Source organism: Paraburkholderia sp. UCT70 (genome assembly GCF_050434085.1).
Lineage (GTDB): Bacteria > Pseudomonadota > Gammaproteobacteria > Burkholderiales > Burkholderiaceae > Paraburkholderia > Paraburkholderia tuberum.
In genome coordinates this window covers 1365402-1385741 of record NZ_JBNPVZ010000004.1, presented here as the reverse complement: position 1 = coordinate 1385741, position 20340 = coordinate 1365402, and the positions used below count along the sequence as shown (strand labels likewise).

General features: G+C 65.8%; 13 protein-coding genes and 1 pseudogene. 7 read left to right on the top strand and 7 right to left on the bottom strand.

The window, feature by feature from the left end:
- Positions 1 to 73: 73 nt before the first annotated feature.
- The 5 genes and pseudogenes from OKW41_RS31955 to OKW41_RS31935 all read left to right on the top strand — a co-directional run bounded on the left by OKW41_RS31955 (position 74) and on the right by OKW41_RS31935 (position 7662).
- Positions 74 to 1105, top strand: coding sequence for a diguanylate cyclase (locus OKW41_RS31955; RefSeq protein WP_429450056.1), 1032 nt, complete (start codon positions 74 to 76; stop codon positions 1103 to 1105).
- Between the two features lie 157 nt (positions 1106 to 1262).
- Positions 1263 to 2798: a transglycosylase SLT domain-containing protein gene (locus OKW41_RS31950; RefSeq protein ID WP_429575117.1), complete on the top strand. Its 1536-nt coding sequence runs from the start codon at positions 1263 to 1265 to the stop codon at positions 2796 to 2798.
- Between the two features lie 117 nt (positions 2799 to 2915).
- The gene (locus OKW41_RS31945; RefSeq protein WP_429575116.1) at positions 2916 to 3434 is read left to right on the top strand and encodes a RidA family protein; all 519 of its coding nucleotides are present in this window, start codon (positions 2916 to 2918) and stop codon (positions 3432 to 3434) included.
- 75 nt (positions 3435 to 3509) lie between these two features.
- Positions 3510 to 5336 carry an FAD-dependent oxidoreductase gene (locus tag OKW41_RS31940; RefSeq protein ID WP_429575115.1) on the top strand — a complete coding sequence of 609 codons (1827 nt, stop codon included), beginning with the start codon at positions 3510 to 3512 and terminating at the stop codon, positions 5334 to 5336.
- 179 nt (positions 5337 to 5515) lie between these two features.
- Positions 5516 to 7662 (top strand): annotated as a pseudogene (locus OKW41_RS31935) (D-(-)-3-hydroxybutyrate oligomer hydrolase).
- Positions 7663 to 7771: 109 nt separating this feature from the next.
- Here OKW41_RS31935 and OKW41_RS31930 read toward each other — a convergent pair.
- From OKW41_RS31930 to OKW41_RS31905, 6 genes are all read right to left on the bottom strand, one after another.
- Positions 7772 to 10639 carry an Hsp70 family protein gene (locus tag OKW41_RS31930; protein ID WP_429575114.1) on the bottom strand — a complete coding sequence of 956 codons (2868 nt, stop codon included), beginning with the start codon at positions 10637 to 10639 and terminating at the stop codon, positions 7772 to 7774.
- A gap of 5 nt (positions 10640 to 10644) precedes the next feature.
- Positions 10645 to 12492: an Hsp70 family protein gene (locus OKW41_RS31925; RefSeq protein WP_429575113.1), complete on the bottom strand. Its 1848-nt coding sequence runs from the start codon at positions 12490 to 12492 to the stop codon at positions 10645 to 10647.
- Complete coding sequence (locus tag OKW41_RS31920; protein ID WP_429575112.1) at positions 12489 to 13088, bottom strand: DUF2760 domain-containing protein; 600 nt, start codon at positions 13086 to 13088, stop codon at positions 12489 to 12491. The genes OKW41_RS31925 and OKW41_RS31920 overlap by 4 nt, the downstream gene beginning before the upstream one ends.
- Before the next feature lie 333 nt (positions 13089 to 13421).
- Positions 13422 to 14018 carry a hypothetical protein gene (locus OKW41_RS31915; RefSeq protein WP_429575111.1) on the bottom strand — a complete coding sequence of 199 codons (597 nt, stop codon included), beginning with the start codon at positions 14016 to 14018 and terminating at the stop codon, positions 13422 to 13424.
- Between the two features lie 39 nt (positions 14019 to 14057).
- Entirely contained in the window at positions 14058 to 14225 is a 168-nt protein-coding gene (locus OKW41_RS31910) for a hypothetical protein (RefSeq protein ID WP_429575110.1), read from the bottom strand.
- A gap of 15 nt (positions 14226 to 14240) precedes the next feature.
- The gene (locus OKW41_RS31905) at positions 14241 to 15485 is read right to left on the bottom strand and encodes a tyrosine-type recombinase/integrase (protein WP_429575109.1); all 1245 of its coding nucleotides are present in this window, start codon (positions 15483 to 15485) and stop codon (positions 14241 to 14243) included.
- A gap of 545 nt (positions 15486 to 16030) precedes the next feature.
- Here OKW41_RS31905 and katG point away from each other — a divergent pair.
- Complete coding sequence (gene katG, locus OKW41_RS31900) at positions 16031 to 18289, top strand: catalase/peroxidase HPI (RefSeq protein WP_429575108.1); 2259 nt, start codon at positions 16031 to 16033, stop codon at positions 18287 to 18289.
- Positions 18290 to 18524: 235 nt separating this feature from the next.
- Here katG and OKW41_RS31895 read toward each other — a convergent pair whose 3' ends face one another.
- Positions 18525 to 19541, bottom strand: a complete 1017-nt coding sequence (locus tag OKW41_RS31895; protein ID WP_429575107.1) for an alcohol dehydrogenase — start codon at positions 19539 to 19541, stop codon at positions 18525 to 18527.
- Positions 19542 to 19746: 205 nt separating this feature from the next.
- Between OKW41_RS31895 and OKW41_RS31890 the strand changes: the two genes are divergently transcribed.
- Entirely contained in the window at positions 19747 to 20304 is a 558-nt protein-coding gene (locus OKW41_RS31890; protein WP_429575106.1) for a carboxymuconolactone decarboxylase family protein, read from the top strand.
- The last annotated feature ends 36 nt before the right edge of the window (positions 20305 to 20340 follow it).

Below are 20340 nucleotides of genomic sequence, written 5' to 3'. Positions count from 1 at the left end.
ATCCCACATTCTGTGCTCAAGTTTCGCGTGCCTATGCCGTTGACATAAGCTAAGCCCATTCTGGAACCCTTCCGTGCAACTCGCTTACAGTAACGACCGCCTCGCCAGCCGGATGCCAGTCGACTCGACCGCCGCCGGCGAACCCGAGGTCGAGTCTTCGGTCATCGAGTGGCTGTTGCACGACGACCAGGTGATGCGCGAGTGCTTCACGCATGCGGCGGAGATTCTGAAGAGCGTGACCGGCGCGGCAATTACCGCGATCGTGCTGCTCGACGAGGAGTATCAGCACTATCGCGCCGAGGTCGGCATGGCGATGCCGCTCGTCACGCGTGCGCGCTCGCTCGCCGACTACGCGGTGCGCGATGCCGACCTGTTCGTGATCGAGGATGCGCACAACGACAGCCGCTTCGGCGAATGCATGCTCGTCAAGCGTCATCCGTTCGTGCGCTTTTACGCGGCGATCGCGTTGCGCGCGCCGAACGGCGAGATCGTCGGCGCGCTGTGCGCGATGGACCCGGCGCCGGGCCGGCTCGACGCGGGCCGGCGCGGCGTGTTTTACCACCTGCGCGCGATGATCGAAAACGATCTGAAGATGCGCACGGCCACCGCGATCGATCCGCTCACCCAGTTGTACAACCGGCGCTTTCTGCTCGAAACCATCGCGCGCCGCTGGAAGGAGGCGCGCGACGGCGACGTGATGGGCTCGGTGGTCGTCGACGTCGACTGGTTCAAGCAGTACAACGACACCTACGGTCATCAGGCCGGCGATCACTGTCTGAGTCTGGTTGCCTCCGTGATGCAGGCCGCCGCCGACAGCGAGCGCATCGTGGTCGGGCGCATGGGCGGCGAGGAGTTCGGAATGCTGGTGCTCGAAGCGCAACCATCGATGCTCGAAGACACGCTCGAAACGCTGCGCCAGCGCGTGGCGGACCTCGCGATCGAGCATCGCGCGTCGCCGCTTGGGGTGGTGACGGTCAGCATTGGCGCGTCGCTCACGCGTATCAGCGACCTGTCGCGCCCCGCGCATCGCGACGGTTTCGCGAGCGCTGACCGTGCGTTGTATCGCTCGAAGCATAAAGGACGAAATCGCGTGACGATGGCGTAGCGGGCGTTGGCGATTGCGTCGGTACGGCTCTATCTTCAGTCATGGCGGATTGCTTATAGGACCATCGTCCCATTTTCAGCCGTTGCCATCGTGGCAATATGAATGCGCGTAGTGAACGTCGACGCAGTCGCCGGGTGCGACAGCAGGGTGTTTTACGATGCGCATCATTCAAACGTTGCTGTACATCGCGGCGTTCTGCTCAGGCATGATCGTCGGCCCCGCGGCGTGCGTCGCCGCCCAAAGTGTCGCCGCGCAGCCGGCCGCCTCGTCGGCCCTCCCGGCATCCCCAACCGCCGCGGCGTCGGCTCCCGCAGCGCGCCGGATCGATCTCGGCAATCAACCGTTCACGGGCGATTTCGACGCCATGCTCGACCGGCGTCTGATCCGCGTGCTGGTTCCCTACAGTCGAACGCTCTATCTGAATGAGCAAGGTCACGAACGTGGGCTGACCGCCGGTCTCATGCGGGACTTCGAGCGTTATGTGAACAAGAAGTACCGGGCGACGCTCGGCAAGCGTCCGCTCACCCTGGTCATCATTCCGATGACTCGCGACCAGTTGCTCCCGGGGCTGGTAGCGGGCCGGGGCGACATCGCCGCGGGCAATCTGACGGTCACGGAGGTCCGCCTGAAGCAGGTCGACTTCGTGGCGCCGCGTGACCGGACAGCAGTACGCGAAGTGGTCGTGACCGGGCCGAAGTCGCCGGCCCTCGCGAAGCTCGACGATCTCAGCGGTAAGACGGTCCATGTGCGGCCCAGCAGCAGCTATTACGAGAGCCTGAACGCGTTGAACGCGCGTTTTGGCAAGGAAGGCAAAGCTCCGGTGAAACTCGTGCCGCTGCCCGACGCGCTCGAGGACGAGGACGCAATGGAGATGCTCAATGTCGGGCTGCTCCAGATCCTCGTCGTGGACGACTGGAAGGCAAAGGTATGGGCGCCGGTACTGGCTGGAATCGTCGTGCATAACGATATTTCGGTGCGCGACGAAGGCTACATCGGCTGGGCGGTGCGCCTCAAGAGCCCCAAACTGCGGGACGCGATCAACGACTTCTACCTGAATTACGTGAAGAAGCAGAGTGTCGCGGAAGTCCGTCTGCAGCAGGAAATGAAGCGCATCAAGCAGATCTCCAACAATACGGAGTCAGCGGAGCTGAAGCGGTTCGGGCAGACGGTCGGTCTTTTCGAAAAATACGGTGCGCAGTACCGCTTCGATCCGCTTTTGCTTGCGGCTCAAGGCTATCAGGAATCCCAGCTGAACCAGAGCGCCCGCAGTCACGTTGGCGCAATCGGGATCATGCAGTTGATGCCAGCCACGGGGAAGGAACTTGCGGTTGGCGACATCAGGGTGGCGAAGTCCAACATACATGCGGGAGCGAAATATCTCGATGTGCTGATGGCCCGTTACTTTCCCGATGCTCACTTCTCGGAAAGGGACCGCTCGCTGTTCGCATTCGCAAGCTACAACGCAGGACCCGCAAAGATCGCCAGAATGCGCAAGGAAGCGGCGGCGCGCGGTCTCGATCCTAACAAGTGGTTCAACAATGTCGAAATCGTAGTCGCCGAGAAAATCGGCATCGAACCAACGACGTACGTGCGCAACGTCTTTAAATATTACGTTGCGTACCGGCTCGTCCGGGAGGCCGAGGCCGGACGCGCTCGCGCTATCGGGCAGATGCGCAAGCAGGGCGGAGCGTGAGGGAAGCGGGGCATCTGAAAGCGCTGTCACCGCAGCGACGTGCCGCAGCCACGCCGCGGCGCGATTATCGAGGCGCGCGCGAATAAACGCCGTCGGGCCTTCACGTGGAGTCTGAATATGTCGACCGTTGAAGATCGCTTGCACGCACTTGGCTACGTCTTGCCGGAACCGTTGCGGCTTCCTCCAGGCCTGACGCTTCCGTTCCCATGGGTGCGGGTAGTCGGCCGCAGGGCTTGCATCTCGGGCCATGGGCCGACCAACGTGGACGGTTCGCTGGCCGAGCCACTTGGCAAGGTGGGCAGTCAGGTCTCGCAGGAGCAGGCCTTCGTGGCGGCTCGTCTCACCGCGCTCGCTATTCTGGGCAGCCTCAAGCGCGAGCTCGGAAGTCTGGAGCGCATCGCCTGTTGGACGAGGGTGTTCGGCATGGTCAACTCGGCACCCGGGTTCAACCGACAGCCCGCGGTGATCAACGGCTTTTCGGAACTGATACTCGCTGTCTTTGGCGAGGAGCGCGGCGTTCACGCTCGCAGCGCGGTGGGACTGGCCGAGCTTCCCTTCAACATTCCCGTGGAGATCGAGGCTGAAGTCGAACTTTTTCCACGAGACGCTCGAGCGCTTGCATCGAGCGAGGCGTGAGCTCGTGCCGCCACCGCGGTCGCGAGCGATCGTCTGGGAAATGGAAACGATCACGTTTCAGCGTGGAGGAGCGCCATGGCGAAGCGCCGTGATCTGATCAGGTGGCTTGCGGCTGTCCCGCTGTTCGCCTCTATCTGGCCGTTGCTTCGGCTCGATGACGCTCGCGCTGCGCAGACCCCGCGACGCGTACGACCGGGCGAACCGGGATGGCCCACGCCTTCGGACTGGGCGCGACTGAAACAGCAGGTGGATGGCTACCTGATCCGACCGGAGTCACCACTCGACCTCTGTCGTGAATCTCCCGAGAACGCCGAATGCCTTGCACTCTTCCGTGAACTCAAAAATCCGTACTTCATCGGCGACAGTCCCGTTCTGACACAAACCTGCGAGTGGGTCGGCGCGTGGAAAGCCGAACCCAGTGCCTACGTGGTCGCCGCGAGACGGGTCGAACATGTGGCGGCGGCCGTCAACTTCGCGCGTGAACGCAATCTTCGCGTCGTCGTGCGCGGCGGGGGCCATTCCTATCTCGGCACCTCGAACGCGCCGGGTTCCTTGATGATATGGACGCGCGCCATGAACGAAATCAGGAATCACGATGCTTTCGTTCCGAGCGGATGTGACGGGGTCATTCCACCCGGACCCGCGGTAAGCGTCGAGGCAGGCGCGATCTGGATGCATACCTATGAAGCCGTTACCGGAGGCGTGGGTCGGTATGTACAGGGCGGCGGTTGTGGAACAGTGGGAGTCGCGGGACTGATTCAAGGCGGAGGTTTTGGAACGCACTCCAAACAATTCGGCATTGCATCTGCTTCACTGCTCGAAGCGGAGGTCGTTACGGCGGACGGTGTGGTCAGGGTTGTCAACGCCCGAAGAGAACCGGATCTCTTCTGGGCCTTGAAAGGTGGGGGTGGCGGTACCTTCGGCGTCGTCAGCCGCCTGACTTTGCGCACGCACGAACTGCCGGCCGTGTTTGGCCTCGTATCCTGCGCAGTCGTGGCCCGCTCGGATGTCGCCTACAAACGCTTGCTGGGCCGCTTCGTCGCTTTTTACGCCGACAGCCTATGCAATCGCCACTGGGGTGAACTCGCTACGCTGCTGCCCGGCAAGCGCCTGCGCATCGACATGAGCTTTCAGGGACTCGGCAAGGAAGAGGTTGCAACGCTCTGGAAGCCGTTCTGGGACTGGATTGGCTTGCAGGACGACCTGACCATGATGGCCGCGCCCTCGATCGTCGCCGGTCCGGGGCGGTTGCGCTGGGACGGCACGGCGCTCGCGCGGTTCGTGCCCGGGCTGGTCGTCTTCGATGACCGACCCGGCGCGCCAGATGCCAATTTCTTCTGGGCGTCGAATCTCGCCGAGGCCGGTCATGTGATCCACGGCTTCGACTCGCTGTGGTTGCCTGCAGCAATGCTGGCGCGCGAGCGCCAACCCGAACTCGTCGACGCGCTGATGGGCGCTACGCGTTACTGGCTTGTCGAACTTCATTTTCAGAAAGGGCTCGCCGGCGCCCCTGCCGATGTCATTGCCGCCGGCCTGCAAACCCCAGTCAATCCAGTCGTGGCGGAGTCGTTCGCATTGGCGATCGTCGCGAGCGAGGGGCCACCGGCATTCGACGGACTGACAGGTCATCAACCCGATGTTTCGAAGGCACAGCGAGATGCGAAGCTCATCGGATTGGCCATCAACGAACTCGGGAAAATCGCAACGGCCGGTGGCGCATACGTCGCCGAGAGCAGCTATTTCCAGAAGGACTGGCAAGCGGCGTATTGGGGGGCCAACTATGCACGTTTGCTGTCGATCAAGCAGCGTTACGACCCGCACGGAGTTTTCTTCGTTCGCCACGGTGTCGGCTCCGAAGACTGGAGCGACGACGGGTTCACCCGCATGGCCGATTCCGACTAGCCGGCCGGCTGTTTCGCCCGAATCCTGATGCTCGTTATGGGTATGACCGTGTATTGACTCCAGAGAGAGGTCAATGCACGCTAGCGATGCATCGGTATCCGAAGCATCTCGTTCTAACGAACCAGATGGAGCGGGGTCGGCAACAAGTTGGGTACCGTTGCCAATACAACGTCGTATAAATGACGGAGACAGAAACGATGACAACAGCGAAAAAAATCCCGGCGGCCATGCGCGACCCTTGGAGGCTCGGTACCGCCGCGACCGTGATGGCGTCCGCAATCGTGCTGGCGGGCTGTGGCAGCGGCAACGACGGGCTGCAACCGCCGGCGCCGAGCAACGTGCTGCCTGGCTTCATCAAAAGCGCGGTGACGACGAAATCTTATGACGGCAACAGTGACGATCTGCTGACCGCGGGCCTCGGCAAGACCGGCCTCGCATCGGCGAAGGCGCCCACCATCGCGAATGCGGCGCAACCTACGGCCGCCGAATTGCGGCGTCTCGCGATCTGGTCGAACTATCGGGCGCTCGTCGACATGACGGCGAACGGCGGCTATGGACGCTTCTGGGGGCCCAACGTCGACCTGAACGGCAACGACACGCTTGGCGAAGGCAAGATCGCGGGCAAGGAATACCTCGCCTATGCCGATGACGGCAGCGGCGCGCAGAACGTTAGCCTGCTCGTGCAGATTCCCGCGAGCTTCAATCCGGACCAACCGTGCATCGTCACCGCGACGTCGTCCGGTTCGCGCGGCGTGTACGGCGCGATTTCGGCGGCCGGCGAGTGGGGCCTGAAGCGCGGCTGCGCGGTGGCCTACACCGACAAGGGCAGCGGCAACGGCGCGCACGAGCTGTCGACGAATCGCGTGACGCTGATCGACGGCACGTTGCAGGATGCGACCGCCGCGGGCACGGCGAGCCTCTTCACAGCGAAGCTCGGCAGCAGCACGCTGGCGGCGTTCAACGCGCAGTTCCCGAACCGCTATGCGTTCAAGCATGCGCACTCGCAACAGAACCCTGAGCAGGACTGGGGCAAGAACACGTTGCAGGCGATCCAGTTTGCGTATTGGGCGCTCAACGATTCGTACGGCGCGTTGAATGGCTCGACGCGCACGGTGCGCTATGCGAGCGGCAGCATCACGACGATCGCCGCGTCGGTCAGCAACGGCGGTGGCGCGTCGCTCGCGGCGGCCGAGCAGGACACGTCGGGTCTCATCACGGCGGTGGTGGTCGGCGAGCCGCAGGTCAATCTGCGGCTTGCGCCGCAGGTATCGGTCGCGCAGGGCGGCGTGCCGGTCGGCGCGTTCGGCAAACCGCTCGCCGATTACATGACGCTCGCGAACCTGCTGCAGCCGTGCGCCGCGCTCGCGCCCGCCGCGACCGGCGCACCGTATCTGACCGCGCTGCCGAGCGCGACCACCACCGCGCTGCGCACCGCGCGTTGCGCGTCGCTCGCGGCGGCCGGCGTGATCGCGGGAACGGATACGGTCACGCAGGCCACCAATGCGCTCGCGCTGCTGCATCAGAACGGCTATCAGACCGACTCGGACCTGCTGCAAGCGCCGATGTGGGACTCGCAGGCGGTGCCGGGGCCGTCGCCGTGACCTATGCGAATGCGTATGCGCGCGCAAGTGTCGCCGACAACCTGTGCGACTTCAGCTTCGGCACCACCAGCGCGGCTGGCGCAGCCGGCGTGACGCCGGCGGTGTCGCCGATGCTGACGGTGTTCGGCAACGGCAACGGCGTGCCGCCGACCAATGGCATCAACCTCGTCTACAACGCGGGCGCCTCCGGCGCGGTCGATCATCGGCTCGCGACCGCCGATGCGAGCTACGCGGGCGCCGCATGCCTGCGAGCGCGGTGGACAAGCGGTTCGTTGAATGCCAGCGTCGATGCAGTTCGCGTGAATGCGAATCTGCATGGCAAGCCGACCATCATCGTGCAAGGACGCGCGGATGCGCTGGTGCCGATCAATCACGCGTCGCGGCCGTATCTCGGATTGAACCAGGTGGTCGAGGGCAGCGCGAGCAAGCTGGCGCTGTACGAAGTCACGAACGGTCAGCACTTTGACGCGTTCCTCGGCGTCGCCGGTTTCGATACGCGTTTCGTGCCGTTGCATTACTACAATCTCCAGGCGCTCAACCTGATGTGGGCTCATCTGAAGAACGGCACGCCGTTGCCGCCGTCGCAGGTGATCCACACGATACCGCGCGGCGGCGTGCCCGGAGCCGCACCGGCGCTGACCACGGCCAACCTGCCGGCGATCGCGGCGACCCCGGGTGTCAATGCGATTACCGCAACGAATGGCGCCGTGAACGTGCCGAATTGAGCGGCGCGTGCTGAAGCAATGCGCGCACACAGGTATCCGCCTGTGTGCGCGTTGCTGTGCATCTGGACGCCGCACGAGCGGTGCTGAGCTTCGCGCCGCGCAAAACGCTTTAGCCGCCGATCAGCTTCAACCCGACCGGCAGCGATTCGCCGAACACGCGACCTTCGTCGGCGTTATCGAGCGCGACGACTTCGCTGACCATCGTGACCCAGGCGCGCGGCGCGCTCGCCGCTTCGAGGCGTCGCACGACGCTCGCGCGCAGCGCGTCGGGCAGATCGCGCGAGCGGTCGCCGGTCATGCGGGCGATCTGGACGGCCGCGAAGGCGGCGGGGTCGACCTTCTTCCAGTCGAGCGCGAGGATCGCATCGAGCCATTGCGCGGCGACCTCGGGCGGCACGACGCTATGCGCGCTGCCGTAAAACGGCTGGCGCGCGCCGATCCGTCCGACCGCCCACCAGCTTTGATGGTTTTCCGCGGGTTTTTTCAGGCGAGCGAGCACCGCCTCGCCGAGTTCGATCTTGCGTTCGGCCGGAATCCGTTCGAGCGATGCGGACAGGCGCAGCATATCGGCGAAGCCGGTCTTCGCGACATCGAACGGCAGCTTGTGACGCGATTGCGCGGCCTTCTGCAGATAGTCCATCGCGTCGAGCACGCGCAGCTGCGCATCTTCGCCGAGGCCACCGGCCGCGCGGCGCCACAGCGTCCACCATTCCGACCATACCTGGCTGTCGGTCACGTACTGGATGCCATCGTCGAACAGCGTCCACAGTTGCTCGACGCGCCATTCGTCGAGCGGATAACCGAAGCCGGGCCGCACGCAATAGCCGGCCAGATTCAGCCACAGCCGTTCGTGATCGGCCGAGCGGCGGCGGCGGCGCGCGCGCTCCCACAGCGCGCCGAACAGTTCGCGCAGCAACGCGCTGTTCCAGCTGTCGCGCGGGCCGAGCAGATGTTCGAGCTGCGCGCGCAGTCGTTTGATCTCCTTCGGGTCGACGTTTTGCGCGCGGGCGCCGAAGCAACGGTCGATCAGTTCGATCGCGCGATCGAGCGCCGGGTGGCGTTGCGGTGCGCCCTCGGCGGATAGATCCACTTGCGCGTCGGCGTGGCGCAGCTGGAATTCGAGCAGCCAGCGTTGCGATGGCTCGTCGAGCTCGATGCAATGGACGTCGAGCGTGCCGACCTCGGTCAGCGACGTCGCGATGCGCACGGCGGTTTCGCTAGCGCGATGGCCGTCGCGTGGCTGGACGATCGTCGCGATCGGCGGCAGACGCACGAAGTCGCCGCCCGCGAGGTCGACCAGTTCGCCGGGCTGATACGCGGTGTCCGCGCTCGACGACACCAGGTGAAAGCGCACCGGATGCCCGAGCCGCAGCGCGAACGTGCGGTCCGCGATCAGAATCTCGTGACCTTCCTCGGTGCCGCGCGGCAGCAGACAGATGCCGCGTTGCGCCAGCGCTGCGTCCGGCTCGGCGTCGTCTTTGCCGGCCGGCGTTTCGTCGAGCACCAGAAAATAGCTGCGCGGCGAACCGCCGCCGATTTTCGGCGCGAAGCCCGCGCGCGCGAGCGTATAGGCGACCGCGCCGCGTGCGACCGCGACGTCCGGGTTGTCGTTGTGCAGCACGTTGAGCGGCGCGCCGCGCCACCCGCCGAGCGTGTCGGCCAGACGCCGCGACAGCGCGTCGGCGCGGAACACGCCGCCGTTGAGCAGCAGCGTGTCGGGAACGGGCAGGGCGGCTGTGCCGGATGCGTCCGGCGTGCTGGAATCCGCGCCCAGGGCCTTGCGCGACTGCGCGGCGAAACGTTCGAGAAATGCCGCGATATGCCGCGTGACCGCCGCATCGGTCGCGTACGGCAGGCCGAATTCGACGATTGCGCCGCGCGGCCGGCCCGGACGCTCATCGGCGGCCACCCGCGGCAAGAAACCATCGACGATGATCTTCTCGACCTCGTCGCGCGTGACCTGCGTCGTGCGCGCGCCGCCGATCAGCTTCGAACCCGCGCCGAGCAAGGTGACCGGCGCCGACTCGGGCGCCTGCGCGCCGAGCAATTGCTCCTTCGCGACGCGGCATCGCTCGACCAGCTGCGACAGGCTCGCCGCCGATAGCCGTTGCGGCGCCTGCGCACCGCCGCCGGCACCACCCAACAGCCGCGCCTCGACCAGATGCGCGAGCGCGAGGTCCATGTTGTCGCCGCCGAGCATCAGATGATTGCCGACACCAACGCGCGTCAGGCGCGGCTCGCCGTCGTCGGACAGGCCGACTTCGATCAGCGTCAGATCGGTGGTGCCGCCGCCGACGTCGCAGATCAGCACGAGCCGGGTGTCCGCCAACTCGTCGGCAAGCGTGTCGCGATGCCGGAACAGCCAGTCGTAGAACGCGGCCTGCGGCTCTTCGAGCAGCCGCAGCGACGGCAGCCCGGCGAGCCGCGCCGCTTCGACGGTCAACGCGCGCGCGCCTTCGTCGAACGATGCGGGCACCGTCAGCACGACGTCCTGCTGTTCGAGCGGCGCCTTCGGAAAGTGCTGGTTCCATGCGGCGCGCACGTGCGCGAGGTAGCTCGCGCTCGCGTCGAGCGGCGAAATCTTGCGGACGTCGTCGGGCGCGCCCCACGGCAGGATCGGCGCGACGCGATCGACCGACGCGTGCGACAGCCAGCTTTTCGCGCTCGCGACGAGCCGCCCCGGCACCTGCGCGCCGAGCAGCCGCGCGAGCCGGCCGACCACGACCGGCTGCGTCGCGTCCTTGCCGTGGCCCGACGCCGCACGCGCACCGGACCACGGCAACTGCAGATCGGCCGCGCTCAGTTCGCCGTCGGCCGCCTGATAGCGCACCGACGGCAACAGCGGCCGCGCGGCGACTTCGCCGGGGCTCACGAGTTGCTCGATCTCGAACACACGAATCTGCTGCGATCCGGCTTGCGCGTACGCGAGCACCGTGTTGCTGGTGCCCAGATCGATGCCGACGCTGTACCGCTTCATGTCAATCACGCATTCGCGTTGCCGCGCACGTCGAATTCGACTTTCCAGCGCTCGTCGGAGCCGCGCGGGATCGCTTCGAGTTCGAGCGTGCCCGCCTCGGTCACGCGCGCGTGCAGCTTCACCGGCACGACTTCGCCGGCGGTGCGGCCGGCCGCCGGCAGCGTCGCCTGGATTTCCTCGAGTTCCTGCAACTCCTCGGGGCCCCAATAATCGAGCAGCGTGCCGACCTGATCCTGACGACGCACCGACGAGCCGAAGAAGCGGAAATGCACGGGCTCGCCGACGACCAGCCCGAACTCCTGCGCGGGGAGCTCGGCGTCGGTGCCTTCTTCCATGCCGAACGGCGCGACGCACAGCGCCTGCACCGGCGGCTCGAGCCCGGGCACGGCCGGCATCGCCGATTCGATCGCGATGTAGTACGCGCGCGCGGTGCCGCCGCGAATCCGCACGCCGCGGCCGCGCCGCACGTAGCCGTAGTACGCCGCGCCGCGCGCGACCGCCAGATCGAGGTCCGCGCCTTCGAGCAGACGGGCGGGCGCCGCGCCTTCGGCCGCGAGCCAGCCGTTCAGCGTGCCCATGATCCGTTCGACGAGCAGCGTCGACTTGAACACGCCGCCGTTGAACAGCACCGCGGTCGGATGCAGGAAAGTCGCGTTGGGCGCGACATGCTCGCGCAGCCCTTCGAGTTCCGCCAGCGCGCCGACCTGACGCCCGAGGAACGCCGCCAGATGCCGCGTGATGCCCGCGTCCTGCGCATACGGCAGGCCGAGCTGCGTCAGACCGACCCGCGCGCGGCTCACCGGACGCGCGGCGCTGTCGATCTGCGGGAAGAAGCCGTCGAGGATCGTCTGTGTCAGTTCGGCGCGCGTCAGCTCGGTGCGGATCGAGCCGCCGATCAGCTTCGAGCCGCGGCTCGGCACGACGAGCGGCACGGTGTCGGTGGCGGGATCGCTGAGCAGCGTTTCCTTCGCCGCGCGGCACGCGTAGGTGAGCGCGCGCAGTTGCCACGCGTCGGCCTGGGTACCCTGCGCGGCGAGCTTGCGCGCGACCACGTGCGCGAGCGCGAGGTCCATGTTGTCGCCGCCGAGCAGGATGTGATCGCCGACCGCGACGCGATGCAGTTCGAGATTGCCGTCGCGCTCGATCACCGCGATCAGCGACAGGTCGGTCGTGCCGCCGCCGACGTCGACGACGAGGATGATGTCGCCGACCTCGACCTGCTTGCGCCACTGCCCGCCGCTCTTCTGGATCCAGCTATAGAGCGCCGCCTGCGGCTCTTCGAGCAGCGTCATGCGGGTGAAGCCGGCGCCCTCGGCGGCCTCCGCCGTCAGCTCGCGCGCCGCGGGGTCGAACGACGCGGGGATCGTCACGGTGACGTCCTGCTCGCCGAACGGCGCGTCCGGATGCGCGTGGTCCCACGCCTCGCGCAGGTGCGTCAGGTAGCGCACCGAGCTTTCCAGCGGCGACACACGCGCGACTTCGGGCGGCGCGTCGTTCGGCAGAATGCCCGCGCGCCGGTCGACGCCCGGATGGCACAGCCAGCTTTTCGCGCTCGACACGAGCCGGATCGGCGTGCCGGCGCCGCGGCTGCGCGCGAATTCGCCGACCGCGAATTCGCGCTGGCCGGTCCACGGCAGGTAGAGGTCGCCGGAGGCCAGTTCGTCGGGATGCGGCAGGTACAGGAACGAGGGCAGCAGCGGCAGATTATCGATTGCGCCGGGGCCCGTGAGCTGGGCGATCGACAGCACGTCCTGGGTGGTTTTCTCGCCGTCGCTCGCGTGCGTGTCCACGTAGGACAACGCGCAGTGCGTGGTGCCGAGATCGATGCCGATCGAATAGCGTGCGTCGCTCATAGCTCCACCTCCGCCGGTGCGATGACTTTTGCGTTATGACCGTCCGCCAGCTTCGGCAGACGCACATCCTCGACGCGCCAGCCGCGATGGCTGATGCTGCCGTTGAACGGCGCACTGCCGACCACGTTGCCGGTCAAACGGACCGAGCTCGCGTCGAAGCCCGCGGGCAGCGTCACGCGGCTACCTTCGGCTTCGTCGCGCACCGGGCGGATCGTGAAGTGCTCGCGCAGCGTCGCGCGGCAGCCTTCGTGCACGAGGCGCGCGGCCGCGCCGATGTCGGCGTCGCTATAGGCCTTGATGTCTTCCTCGACGAAATCGATGAAGCGCGCGTCGCGTTGCAACAGGCCGAGCAGTTGCAGCGCGGCGTCGGGGGAGGCCTCCTTCAGCACCGGCGCGGGTTGCGGCTTCGGTTGCGGGGCGGCGGCGCGGGCCGGGGTTGCCGTGGCGGCGGGGGCGGCTGCCGGGGCCGCGCCGATCTTTTCGCCGTTGCGCAAGCGCAGGACCTCGGCGGCGAAGTCGCCATTGCCGAGAATGCTGAAAAACGTGCCGACGGCCAGCGAAATGCGGCCGAGGAAGGATGGTTTCGAATCGCTCATAAAGGCTCCTGATCTGCTCTGTTGGGGACGAGCGGTCCTCGCCGCGCCGCGTGCGCCGGGCAGCGAAGCTGACGGGCCGGGCGGGGCTGTGATGTTGCGGGTCGGCGCGCGGCCCGGGGCGACGATGCAACCGCCGGGCCCTAAAACGGTTTGGGACGCTTCGCGACCGGGTCGGCCGCGCGTGCGGCGCGCGCAAAACCCGTATTTTGCCTTGCGGCGCGCCCGACGCGGGCAAAGCCGGCAATTCTAGCGGGCAATGGGGTGGGATTGGCGGGGAGTTGGGGGAAGCGGGCGATGCAGGAAGGCGCTTTGACAGCGCGCCTATCAGCGACGTTACGACTTCTTCGGATCCTTCGACACCCGCTTTGCCGATGGTGCGGGCGCGGGCCTGACCGGCCCGGCGACGTGCATGACGACGCGGCGCGGTTGTCCGTGCGGGACCGTCGCGGGTGCAGACCTGACCGGTCCGGCGGCGTGCCTGTCGGCTCGCGACGGCTGTTCGTGCGCGGCCATCGCCGGCGCCGGGCCGCCCGGGTGCCCGAGCGGCGGATGCGCGCCGCCCGGATGCTCGCCGCCGCCCGGATGCTCCGGCAGATGACCGTCATGGCTCGCCATCACGCGATGCAGTTCCTCACGGCGATGGAAAACCTCGGCGCGATGATCGCCATGAGAATAGAACTGGCGATGCCGGACGCCGTCCCGGCCGACGACCCAGATATACGTATCGCCGCCGACGATCACCACATCGCGATCGACCACATTGGCGACATACACATCGGTCGGCAACGGCTGATACGCGGTCACGGTCACTTCGTTGACCCGGTTCGGGGCGCTGACGAGCCGGCCTTGCCCACTGGTCACGCAGCCCGCGAGAAAGGTAGCGCACGCAGCCGACGCCAACAGCGCGTTCGTGATGGTTTTCAAGTTCATTCCCCGGTTTGTATTAGTTATTTGTCGAGCGACGCCCGTTTAACGGTCGGCGTTTTGCATTCTTGAGATATGAATCGACGACCAGGGAAATGAGCGGGTAAACGCGCTGGCGCGCGCAGGCGCAAACGCATGCCCGGCGCGCATCGCCTGATGAATTGATCCAACGGAAATAGAAAGAAATAACGCAAAAATTCCGGCGTGTTTCACACGCCCGATCCGCGCTTAATTGCCGCCCGCATTGCCGTCTTTAGACTTCGCGTCGTCCCAGTTCATCCGGTGTCGATTAACGGTCTCGGTATGCCGCGCGTCGTCCTCGGTGTGGAGGTAAAGACTGGTCGTATTCAGCGAAACGTGGCCGAGGTTGTCGCGGATCGTGCGCAGATCGACGCCGCCGTCCGCCTGATGCGAACCGGCCGTATGCCGCAGCCAGTGCGCCGACGCGCGCTCGAGCTCGTCGGCGCGATCGGTGAATTCGGGACCGCGCGCACGCAGCCACATGGCCGCGCCCGCGAAGATGCCCTTGATCGCGTCGTGAATCGCCGAGCGCGACAGGCAGCGGTTGCGGCCCTTGAATGGCAGCACGAGCGGCGTTTCCTCGGCGCGGGTCGGCAGGGCGGCGAGTCCATTGAGCGTGCGGTAGCCGCGCAGCTCCTGAACCAGTTCGGCCGACACCGGCACGATCCGCTCCTTGTCGCCCTTGCCGAGCGTCTCGAGCCACCACTGGTCCTGACCATCGGCGCCGAGCCTTCTGAAGAACTGGCCCATCTGCCCGCCAGCCACCTCGGAAATGCGCATGCCCTGCAAATAGAACAGCGTGGTCAGCCAGCGGCAACGCGCGTAGTAGGCGCGTTGCGCATCGGTATCTTGCGGCAGCTGCTCGACGAACAGCTTCACTTCGTCCCACAGCGACGTCGACAGATAGCGCGTCACGCGCGGCGCCGAGCGCTTCGCGCGTTGTCGCAGGAGCGCCATCGGATTGCCGCGCAGATAGCCGGCATTGACGAGCCACGTGAACATCGCGTTCAGGATGATCAGCGCCTGGCGCTGGCTGGCCGGCGACAGCGGCCCGTTGAACGGCCGCCAGCGCGCGTCGCCGCGCGCGTACTTGCCGCCGTTCGCCGACACCCAGCGCGTGGCCGGCTGCGGATCGGCGATGAACGCCCTGAACAGCAGCAGATCCTCGTGCGTCAGCGACGACAGCGGCTTGCCGAGCTGCACGACGGCCCACAGCAGTAACCGCTCCGCTTCCTTGCGGTAGTTGTCGAAGGTGGTCTTGGTGTCCGCGTAATTGGACAGCCAGGCGCGCACGGCGTCGAGGTCGTTGCGCGCCGATAGCTGCGAGTTTTCCGCCGCGCCGCGATTGGTGCCGTCGCGGCCATCGAGCAGTTCCGGCACGACGAGCGATTCGACGGGCTGGACGGTGGCGAGCTCAGCGTTCGGGGCAGCTTTCGGCACGGCTTTGGACACGGTTCGGGACACTCCTCGGGCGCACGCCGGTTGGCGTCATTCTGCTCCGCTCAGGTGCTGTCAGAAGCGCTCGCCTGAAAAGAAAGCAGTGCCCACTCTGTTGCGGACGAAACGCGAAACCCTATCACACAGTCGGCTGCGCCTGGCGCAAAACAGCCAGGTGCGCTCAAGCTTCGACGCGGTGACGATCGATCGGCATACAGTGATGCAGGGCGCCGCTCGTTTTCCGCCCGCTATAGTCGCCGTCTATTACCAGCATTGCCGTATTCGAATTCTATTGAACTTTGTCCTCGCCTATATTCGAATAGGAGTGGCGCGCCGACCGGAGTCATCCGTTACAGAAACGGCTACGTTTCACTCGACCCTGGATTTCATGAGTGCACTGCCGAGTCATTCGGCTGACCGTCGGGTTTTCGGATCGTCAAATTGCCACGCAAGCCTGACACGATGACAAACGCATAACAAGTACCTTGCATGGGATTGGAGAAAGTGCCGAGGCACCGACTCCGATCGACAACGGAGACATCCTCCAAAGGAGAGAACGCATGTCAAACGAAGCAAAGTGCCCGTTCATCCATACCGCCGGCGGCGGGACGACCAATCGAGACTGGTGGCCGAAGCAATTGCGCCTCGACCTGCTCAACCAGCATTCGAACCGCTCCAATCCGCTAGACAAAGACTTCAACTATGCCGAGGCGTTCAAGAGCCTCGACTACACCGCGGTCAAGAAAGACCTCGCCGCGCTGATGACCGATTCGCAGCCCTGGTGGCCCGCGGACTTCGGCCACTACGGTCCGCTGTTGATCCGTATGGCATGGCATAGCGCCGGCACGTACCGCATCGGCGACGGCCGCGGCGGCGCAGGGCGCGGCCAGCAACGTTTCGCGCCGCTCAACAGCTGGCCGGACAACGTGAGCCTCGACAAGGCGCGCCGACTGCTGTGGCCGATCAAGCAGAAGTACGGCCAGAAAATTTCGTGGGCCGACCTGATGATCCTGAGCGGCAATGTCGCGCTCGAAACGATGGGCTTCAAGACTTTTGGTTTCGGCGGCGGCCGCGAGGACACGTGGGAACCGGATCAGGACGTCTACTGGGGCAATGAAAAGACCTGGCTCGGCGGCGACGTGCGCTACGGCAAGGGCGCGGCCGGCAGGGAAAGCGACGAAGGCGTGATCGTCGCCGACGAGGAATTGCACGGCACTGAGAAGAGCCGCACCGATCCGCCCGGACGCAACCTCGAAAACCCGCTCGGCGCGGTGCAGATGGGCCTGATCTACGTGAATCCGGAAGGCCCGGACGGCAATCCCGATCCGCTCGCCGCGGCAGTCGACATCCGCGAAACGTTCGGCCGCATGGCGATGAACGACGAGGAAACGGTCGCGCTGATCGCCGGAGGCCACACGTTCGGCAAGACGCACGGCGCGGGTCCTGCCGATAGCGTCGGCCCTGTACCGGAAAGTGCTGGCCTCGAGAACCAGGGGCTCGGCTGGCGCAGCAGCTTCGGCACCGGCAAGGGCGGCGATACGATCTCGAGCGGAATCGAAGTCACGTGGACCGCGACGCCGACGCAGTGGGACATGAGCTACTTCCAGAGCCTGTTCGGCCACGAGTGGGAGCTGACGAAGAGCCCGGCGGGTGCGAACCAGTGGGTCGCGAAGGACGCGCAGGCCACGTATCCGCACGCGCACGACCCGTCGAAGAAAGTGCTGCCGACGATGCTGACGACCGACCTGTCGCTCCGCCTCGACCCGATCTACGAAAAGATCTCGCGGCGCTTCATGGCCAACCCCGACGAGTTCGCCGACGCGTTCGCGCGCGCGTGGTTCAAGCTGACGCACCGCGACATGGGTCCGCGCGCCCGCTATCTTGGCCCGGAAGTGCCGTCGGAGCAACTGCTGTGGCAGGACCCGATTCCGGCCGTCGATCACCCGCTCGTCGACGACAAGGACGTCGCGGCGCTGAAGCAGAAGATCCTCGCGTCGGGGCTGTCGGTGTCGCAGCTGGTCACGACCGCGTGGGCCTCGGCCTCGACGTTCCGCGGCTCGGACAAGCGCGGCGGCGCCAACGGCGCGCGCATCCGGCTCGCACCGCAGAAGGACTGGGCCATCAACCAGCCCGCTGAGCTCGCGAAGGTGCTGAAGGTGCTCGAAGGCATCCAGAGCGAGTTCAACGGTGCGCAGTCCGGCGGCAAGAAGATTTCGCTTGCCGACCTGATCGTGCTGGCGGGTGGCGCCGGTATCGAGCAGGCCGCGAAGAACGCCGGGCAGCAGGTGACGGTGCCGTTCTCGCCGGGTCGCATGGATGCGTCGCAGGAGCAGACCGACGTCGAAGCGATCGCGGTGCTGGAGCCGGTCCACGACGGCTTCCGCAACTATCTGGGCGGCAAGTTTCCGGTGGCGGCGGAGAAGCTGCTGATCGACAAGGCGCAACAGCTGACGTTGACGGCGCCCGAGATGACGGTGCTGATCGGCGGCCTGCGCGTGCTGAAGGTGGGCGCCGGCAGCGATGGTGTGCTGACGAGCAAGCCGGAAACGCTGTCCAACGACTTCTTCCGTAACCTGCTCGACATGGGTACGGAATGGACGCCGGTGTCGGAGGCCGCGGAAACGTTCGAAGGTGCCGACACGAAGAGCGGCGAGGTCAAGTGGACCGGTACGCGCGTCGATCTGGTGTTCGGCTCGAACTCGGTGCTGCGCGCCTTGAGCGAGGTCTACGCGAGCGAGGACGGCAAGGAGAAATTCGTGCGCGACTTCGTTGCCGCGTGGGTCAAGGTGATGAATCTGGATCGTTTCGATCTGGCTTGATCCAGCCAGTGCTGGCGAGTGGTTCTTTGCCACGTCGACGCAGTTTTTGAAGGTGGATTTGCGAAGTCATCGAGCGCGCTTGCCGGGATGCCGGCAGGCGCGCTTTTTCTTCGCCTCGTCACTGCTTCCGCGCCGCCGCCTTTCAGATGTTCGAGCACCGGGTGCCGATGACACCCGTGCTGCCCGTAACCAGTATGGTCATACAATCTCCATTGCCTCCGCCGGAGGCAACCACTCAGACCATCTTCAACACCACCCTGAAACGCGCGTGACCGCTCATCATCCGGTCGAAGGCCTGCGCTGCCTCGGCGAGCGGATACTCTTCGATCATCGGCTTGACACCGGTGAGCGCGCTGAACGCGAGCGTGTCCTGCGAATCGGCCGAGGTGCCGGAGGGCCAGCCTTGCACCGAGTTGCGTCCCATGATGAACTGCACGATCGGCACTTCGACCGGCTCTTCGGACACGCCGACCATCACGAGCTTGCCGTTCAGGCCGAGACCGCCGAGCGTCGCGGTCATCGCCTTGCCGCTCGTCACCGTGGCGAGTATCAGCTTCGCGCCGCCCAGTGCCTGCAGTTTCTCGGCGACGTTTTCCGTTTTGCTGTCGATGTAGTGATGCGCCCCCAGTTGCTGCGCGAGCGGGGCCTTGTCCTGACCGCGCGCGATCGCCACCGTGCGAAAGCCCATCTTGCGCGCGAACTGCACGCCGAGATGACCGAGGCCGCCGATCCCGAGAATCGCGACCACGTCACCGGCGCGCGCGCCGCTATTGCGTATCGCGTTGAACGTCGTGATGCCCGCGCAGAGCAGCGGCGCGGCATCGACGTCGGACAGATCGTCGGGAATGCGCGCCAGGGCTTCGACCGGGGCCACCATGTATTCGGCGTAGCCGCCGTCGTAGCTGATGCCGGGGATGAGGGCGAACTTGCACAGCACGAAGTCGCCCTGGCGGCAGTGTTCGCATTTGCCGCAATGCCCGCCGTGCCAGCCGACCCCGACACGCTGCCCGTCCTGCCAGCCCTCGACACCCGCACCGACCGAATCGATCACGCCCGCGATCTCGTGACCGGGCACACGCGGATAGGCCAGGCCCGGCCACAGGCCTTCCTTGGTCATCGCATCGCTATGGCAGATGCCGCAAGCCTGAATTCTGATACGCACATGACCCGCGCCCGCCTCGGGCACTTCGCGTTCGACCAGTTCGAGCGGGCCGCCGGCCTGCTTCACTTCGACTGCTTTCATCGTGGGCATGATGTTCTTCCTTTCCAGTGACGAACGGGACAAGAGGGGAACAAACTCCAAAATGATAGTCCGCGTCCAGGCGGCTCGCCAGAAAGAAGCCGCCGCCGCGTGGTTGATGGCGATGACATCCGATGTAATTGGCGAGCCGCGCGGCTGCCTCTACTCTTCGACTACCGCGCCGTCGCTCCGATGGCGCACACGTCAAGGAGATACCATGTCCAGCTATCCCGTTCACACGATCGAGTCCGCTCCCGAGCAATCGAAACCCGTGCTCCGCAAACTGCAGCAGGCGTTCGGCCTGATTCCGAACATCGCGGCCAAGATGGCGGCTTCGCCGGTGCTGATCAACGGCTTCATCGGCCTGTTCGAGCGCGTGCATGCGAGCAGTCTGACGGAACCGGAGATCCAGACGCTGCTGCTCACCAACGCGGTGACGAACGCGAGCGAATGGGCGGTTGCGTTTCATACCGCGCTCGGCATGAACGCGGGCCTGCGTCGCGCCGATGTCGAGGCGATCCGCCACGGCGGTCTGCCCGACGACACGAGGCTCGCGGCGCTGTCGACGCTCGCGCGCACGCTGATCGAAAAACGCGGCCGCCTCGCCGATGAGGACCGGCAACGCTTTCTCGCGGCAGGTTTCAGCGCGGAGCAGATTCTCGAGGTGGTTGCGGTGGTCGCCGCGTCGACGATCACGAACTACACCGGCAGCGTGACCGAGCCGCCGCTCGAAACGCAGTTCGCCGAATTCGCGTGGCACGCGCCCGCGCGCTGAAGCGATCCCGTTCAGGCATCAACAGGAGGGCAACAC

Excerpts from the sequence above, each read along its gene's own strand:
- OKW41_RS31950 (WP_429575117.1), top strand. The coding sequence starts at position 1,263 with ATGCGCATCATTCAAACGTTGCTGTACATCGCGGCGTTCTGCTCAGGC.
- OKW41_RS31945 (WP_429575116.1), top strand. The coding sequence starts at position 2,916 with ATGTCGACCGTTGAAGATCGCTTGCACGCACTTGGCTACGTCTTGCCG.
- OKW41_RS31940 (WP_429575115.1), top strand. The coding sequence starts at position 3,510 with ATGGCGAAGCGCCGTGATCTGATCAGGTGGCTTGCGGCTGTCCCGCTG.
- OKW41_RS31930 (WP_429575114.1), bottom strand. The coding sequence starts at position 10,639 with ATGAAGCGGTACAGCGTCGGCATCGATCTGGGCACCAGCAACACGGTG.
- OKW41_RS31925 (WP_429575113.1), bottom strand. The coding sequence starts at position 12,492 with ATGAGCGACGCACGCTATTCGATCGGCATCGATCTCGGCACCACGCAC.
- OKW41_RS31920 (WP_429575112.1), bottom strand. The coding sequence starts at position 13,088 with ATGAGCGATTCGAAACCATCCTTCCTCGGCCGCATTTCGCTGGCCGTC.
- OKW41_RS31915 (WP_429575111.1), bottom strand. The coding sequence starts at position 14,018 with ATGAACTTGAAAACCATCACGAACGCGCTGTTGGCGTCGGCTGCGTGC.
- katG (WP_429575108.1), top strand. The coding sequence starts at position 16,031 with ATGTCAAACGAAGCAAAGTGCCCGTTCATCCATACCGCCGGCGGCGGG.
- OKW41_RS31895 (WP_429575107.1), bottom strand. The coding sequence starts at position 19,541 with ATGCCCACGATGAAAGCAGTCGAAGTGAAGCAGGCCGGCGGCCCGCTC.
- OKW41_RS31890 (WP_429575106.1), top strand. The coding sequence starts at position 19,747 with ATGTCCAGCTATCCCGTTCACACGATCGAGTCCGCTCCCGAGCAATCG.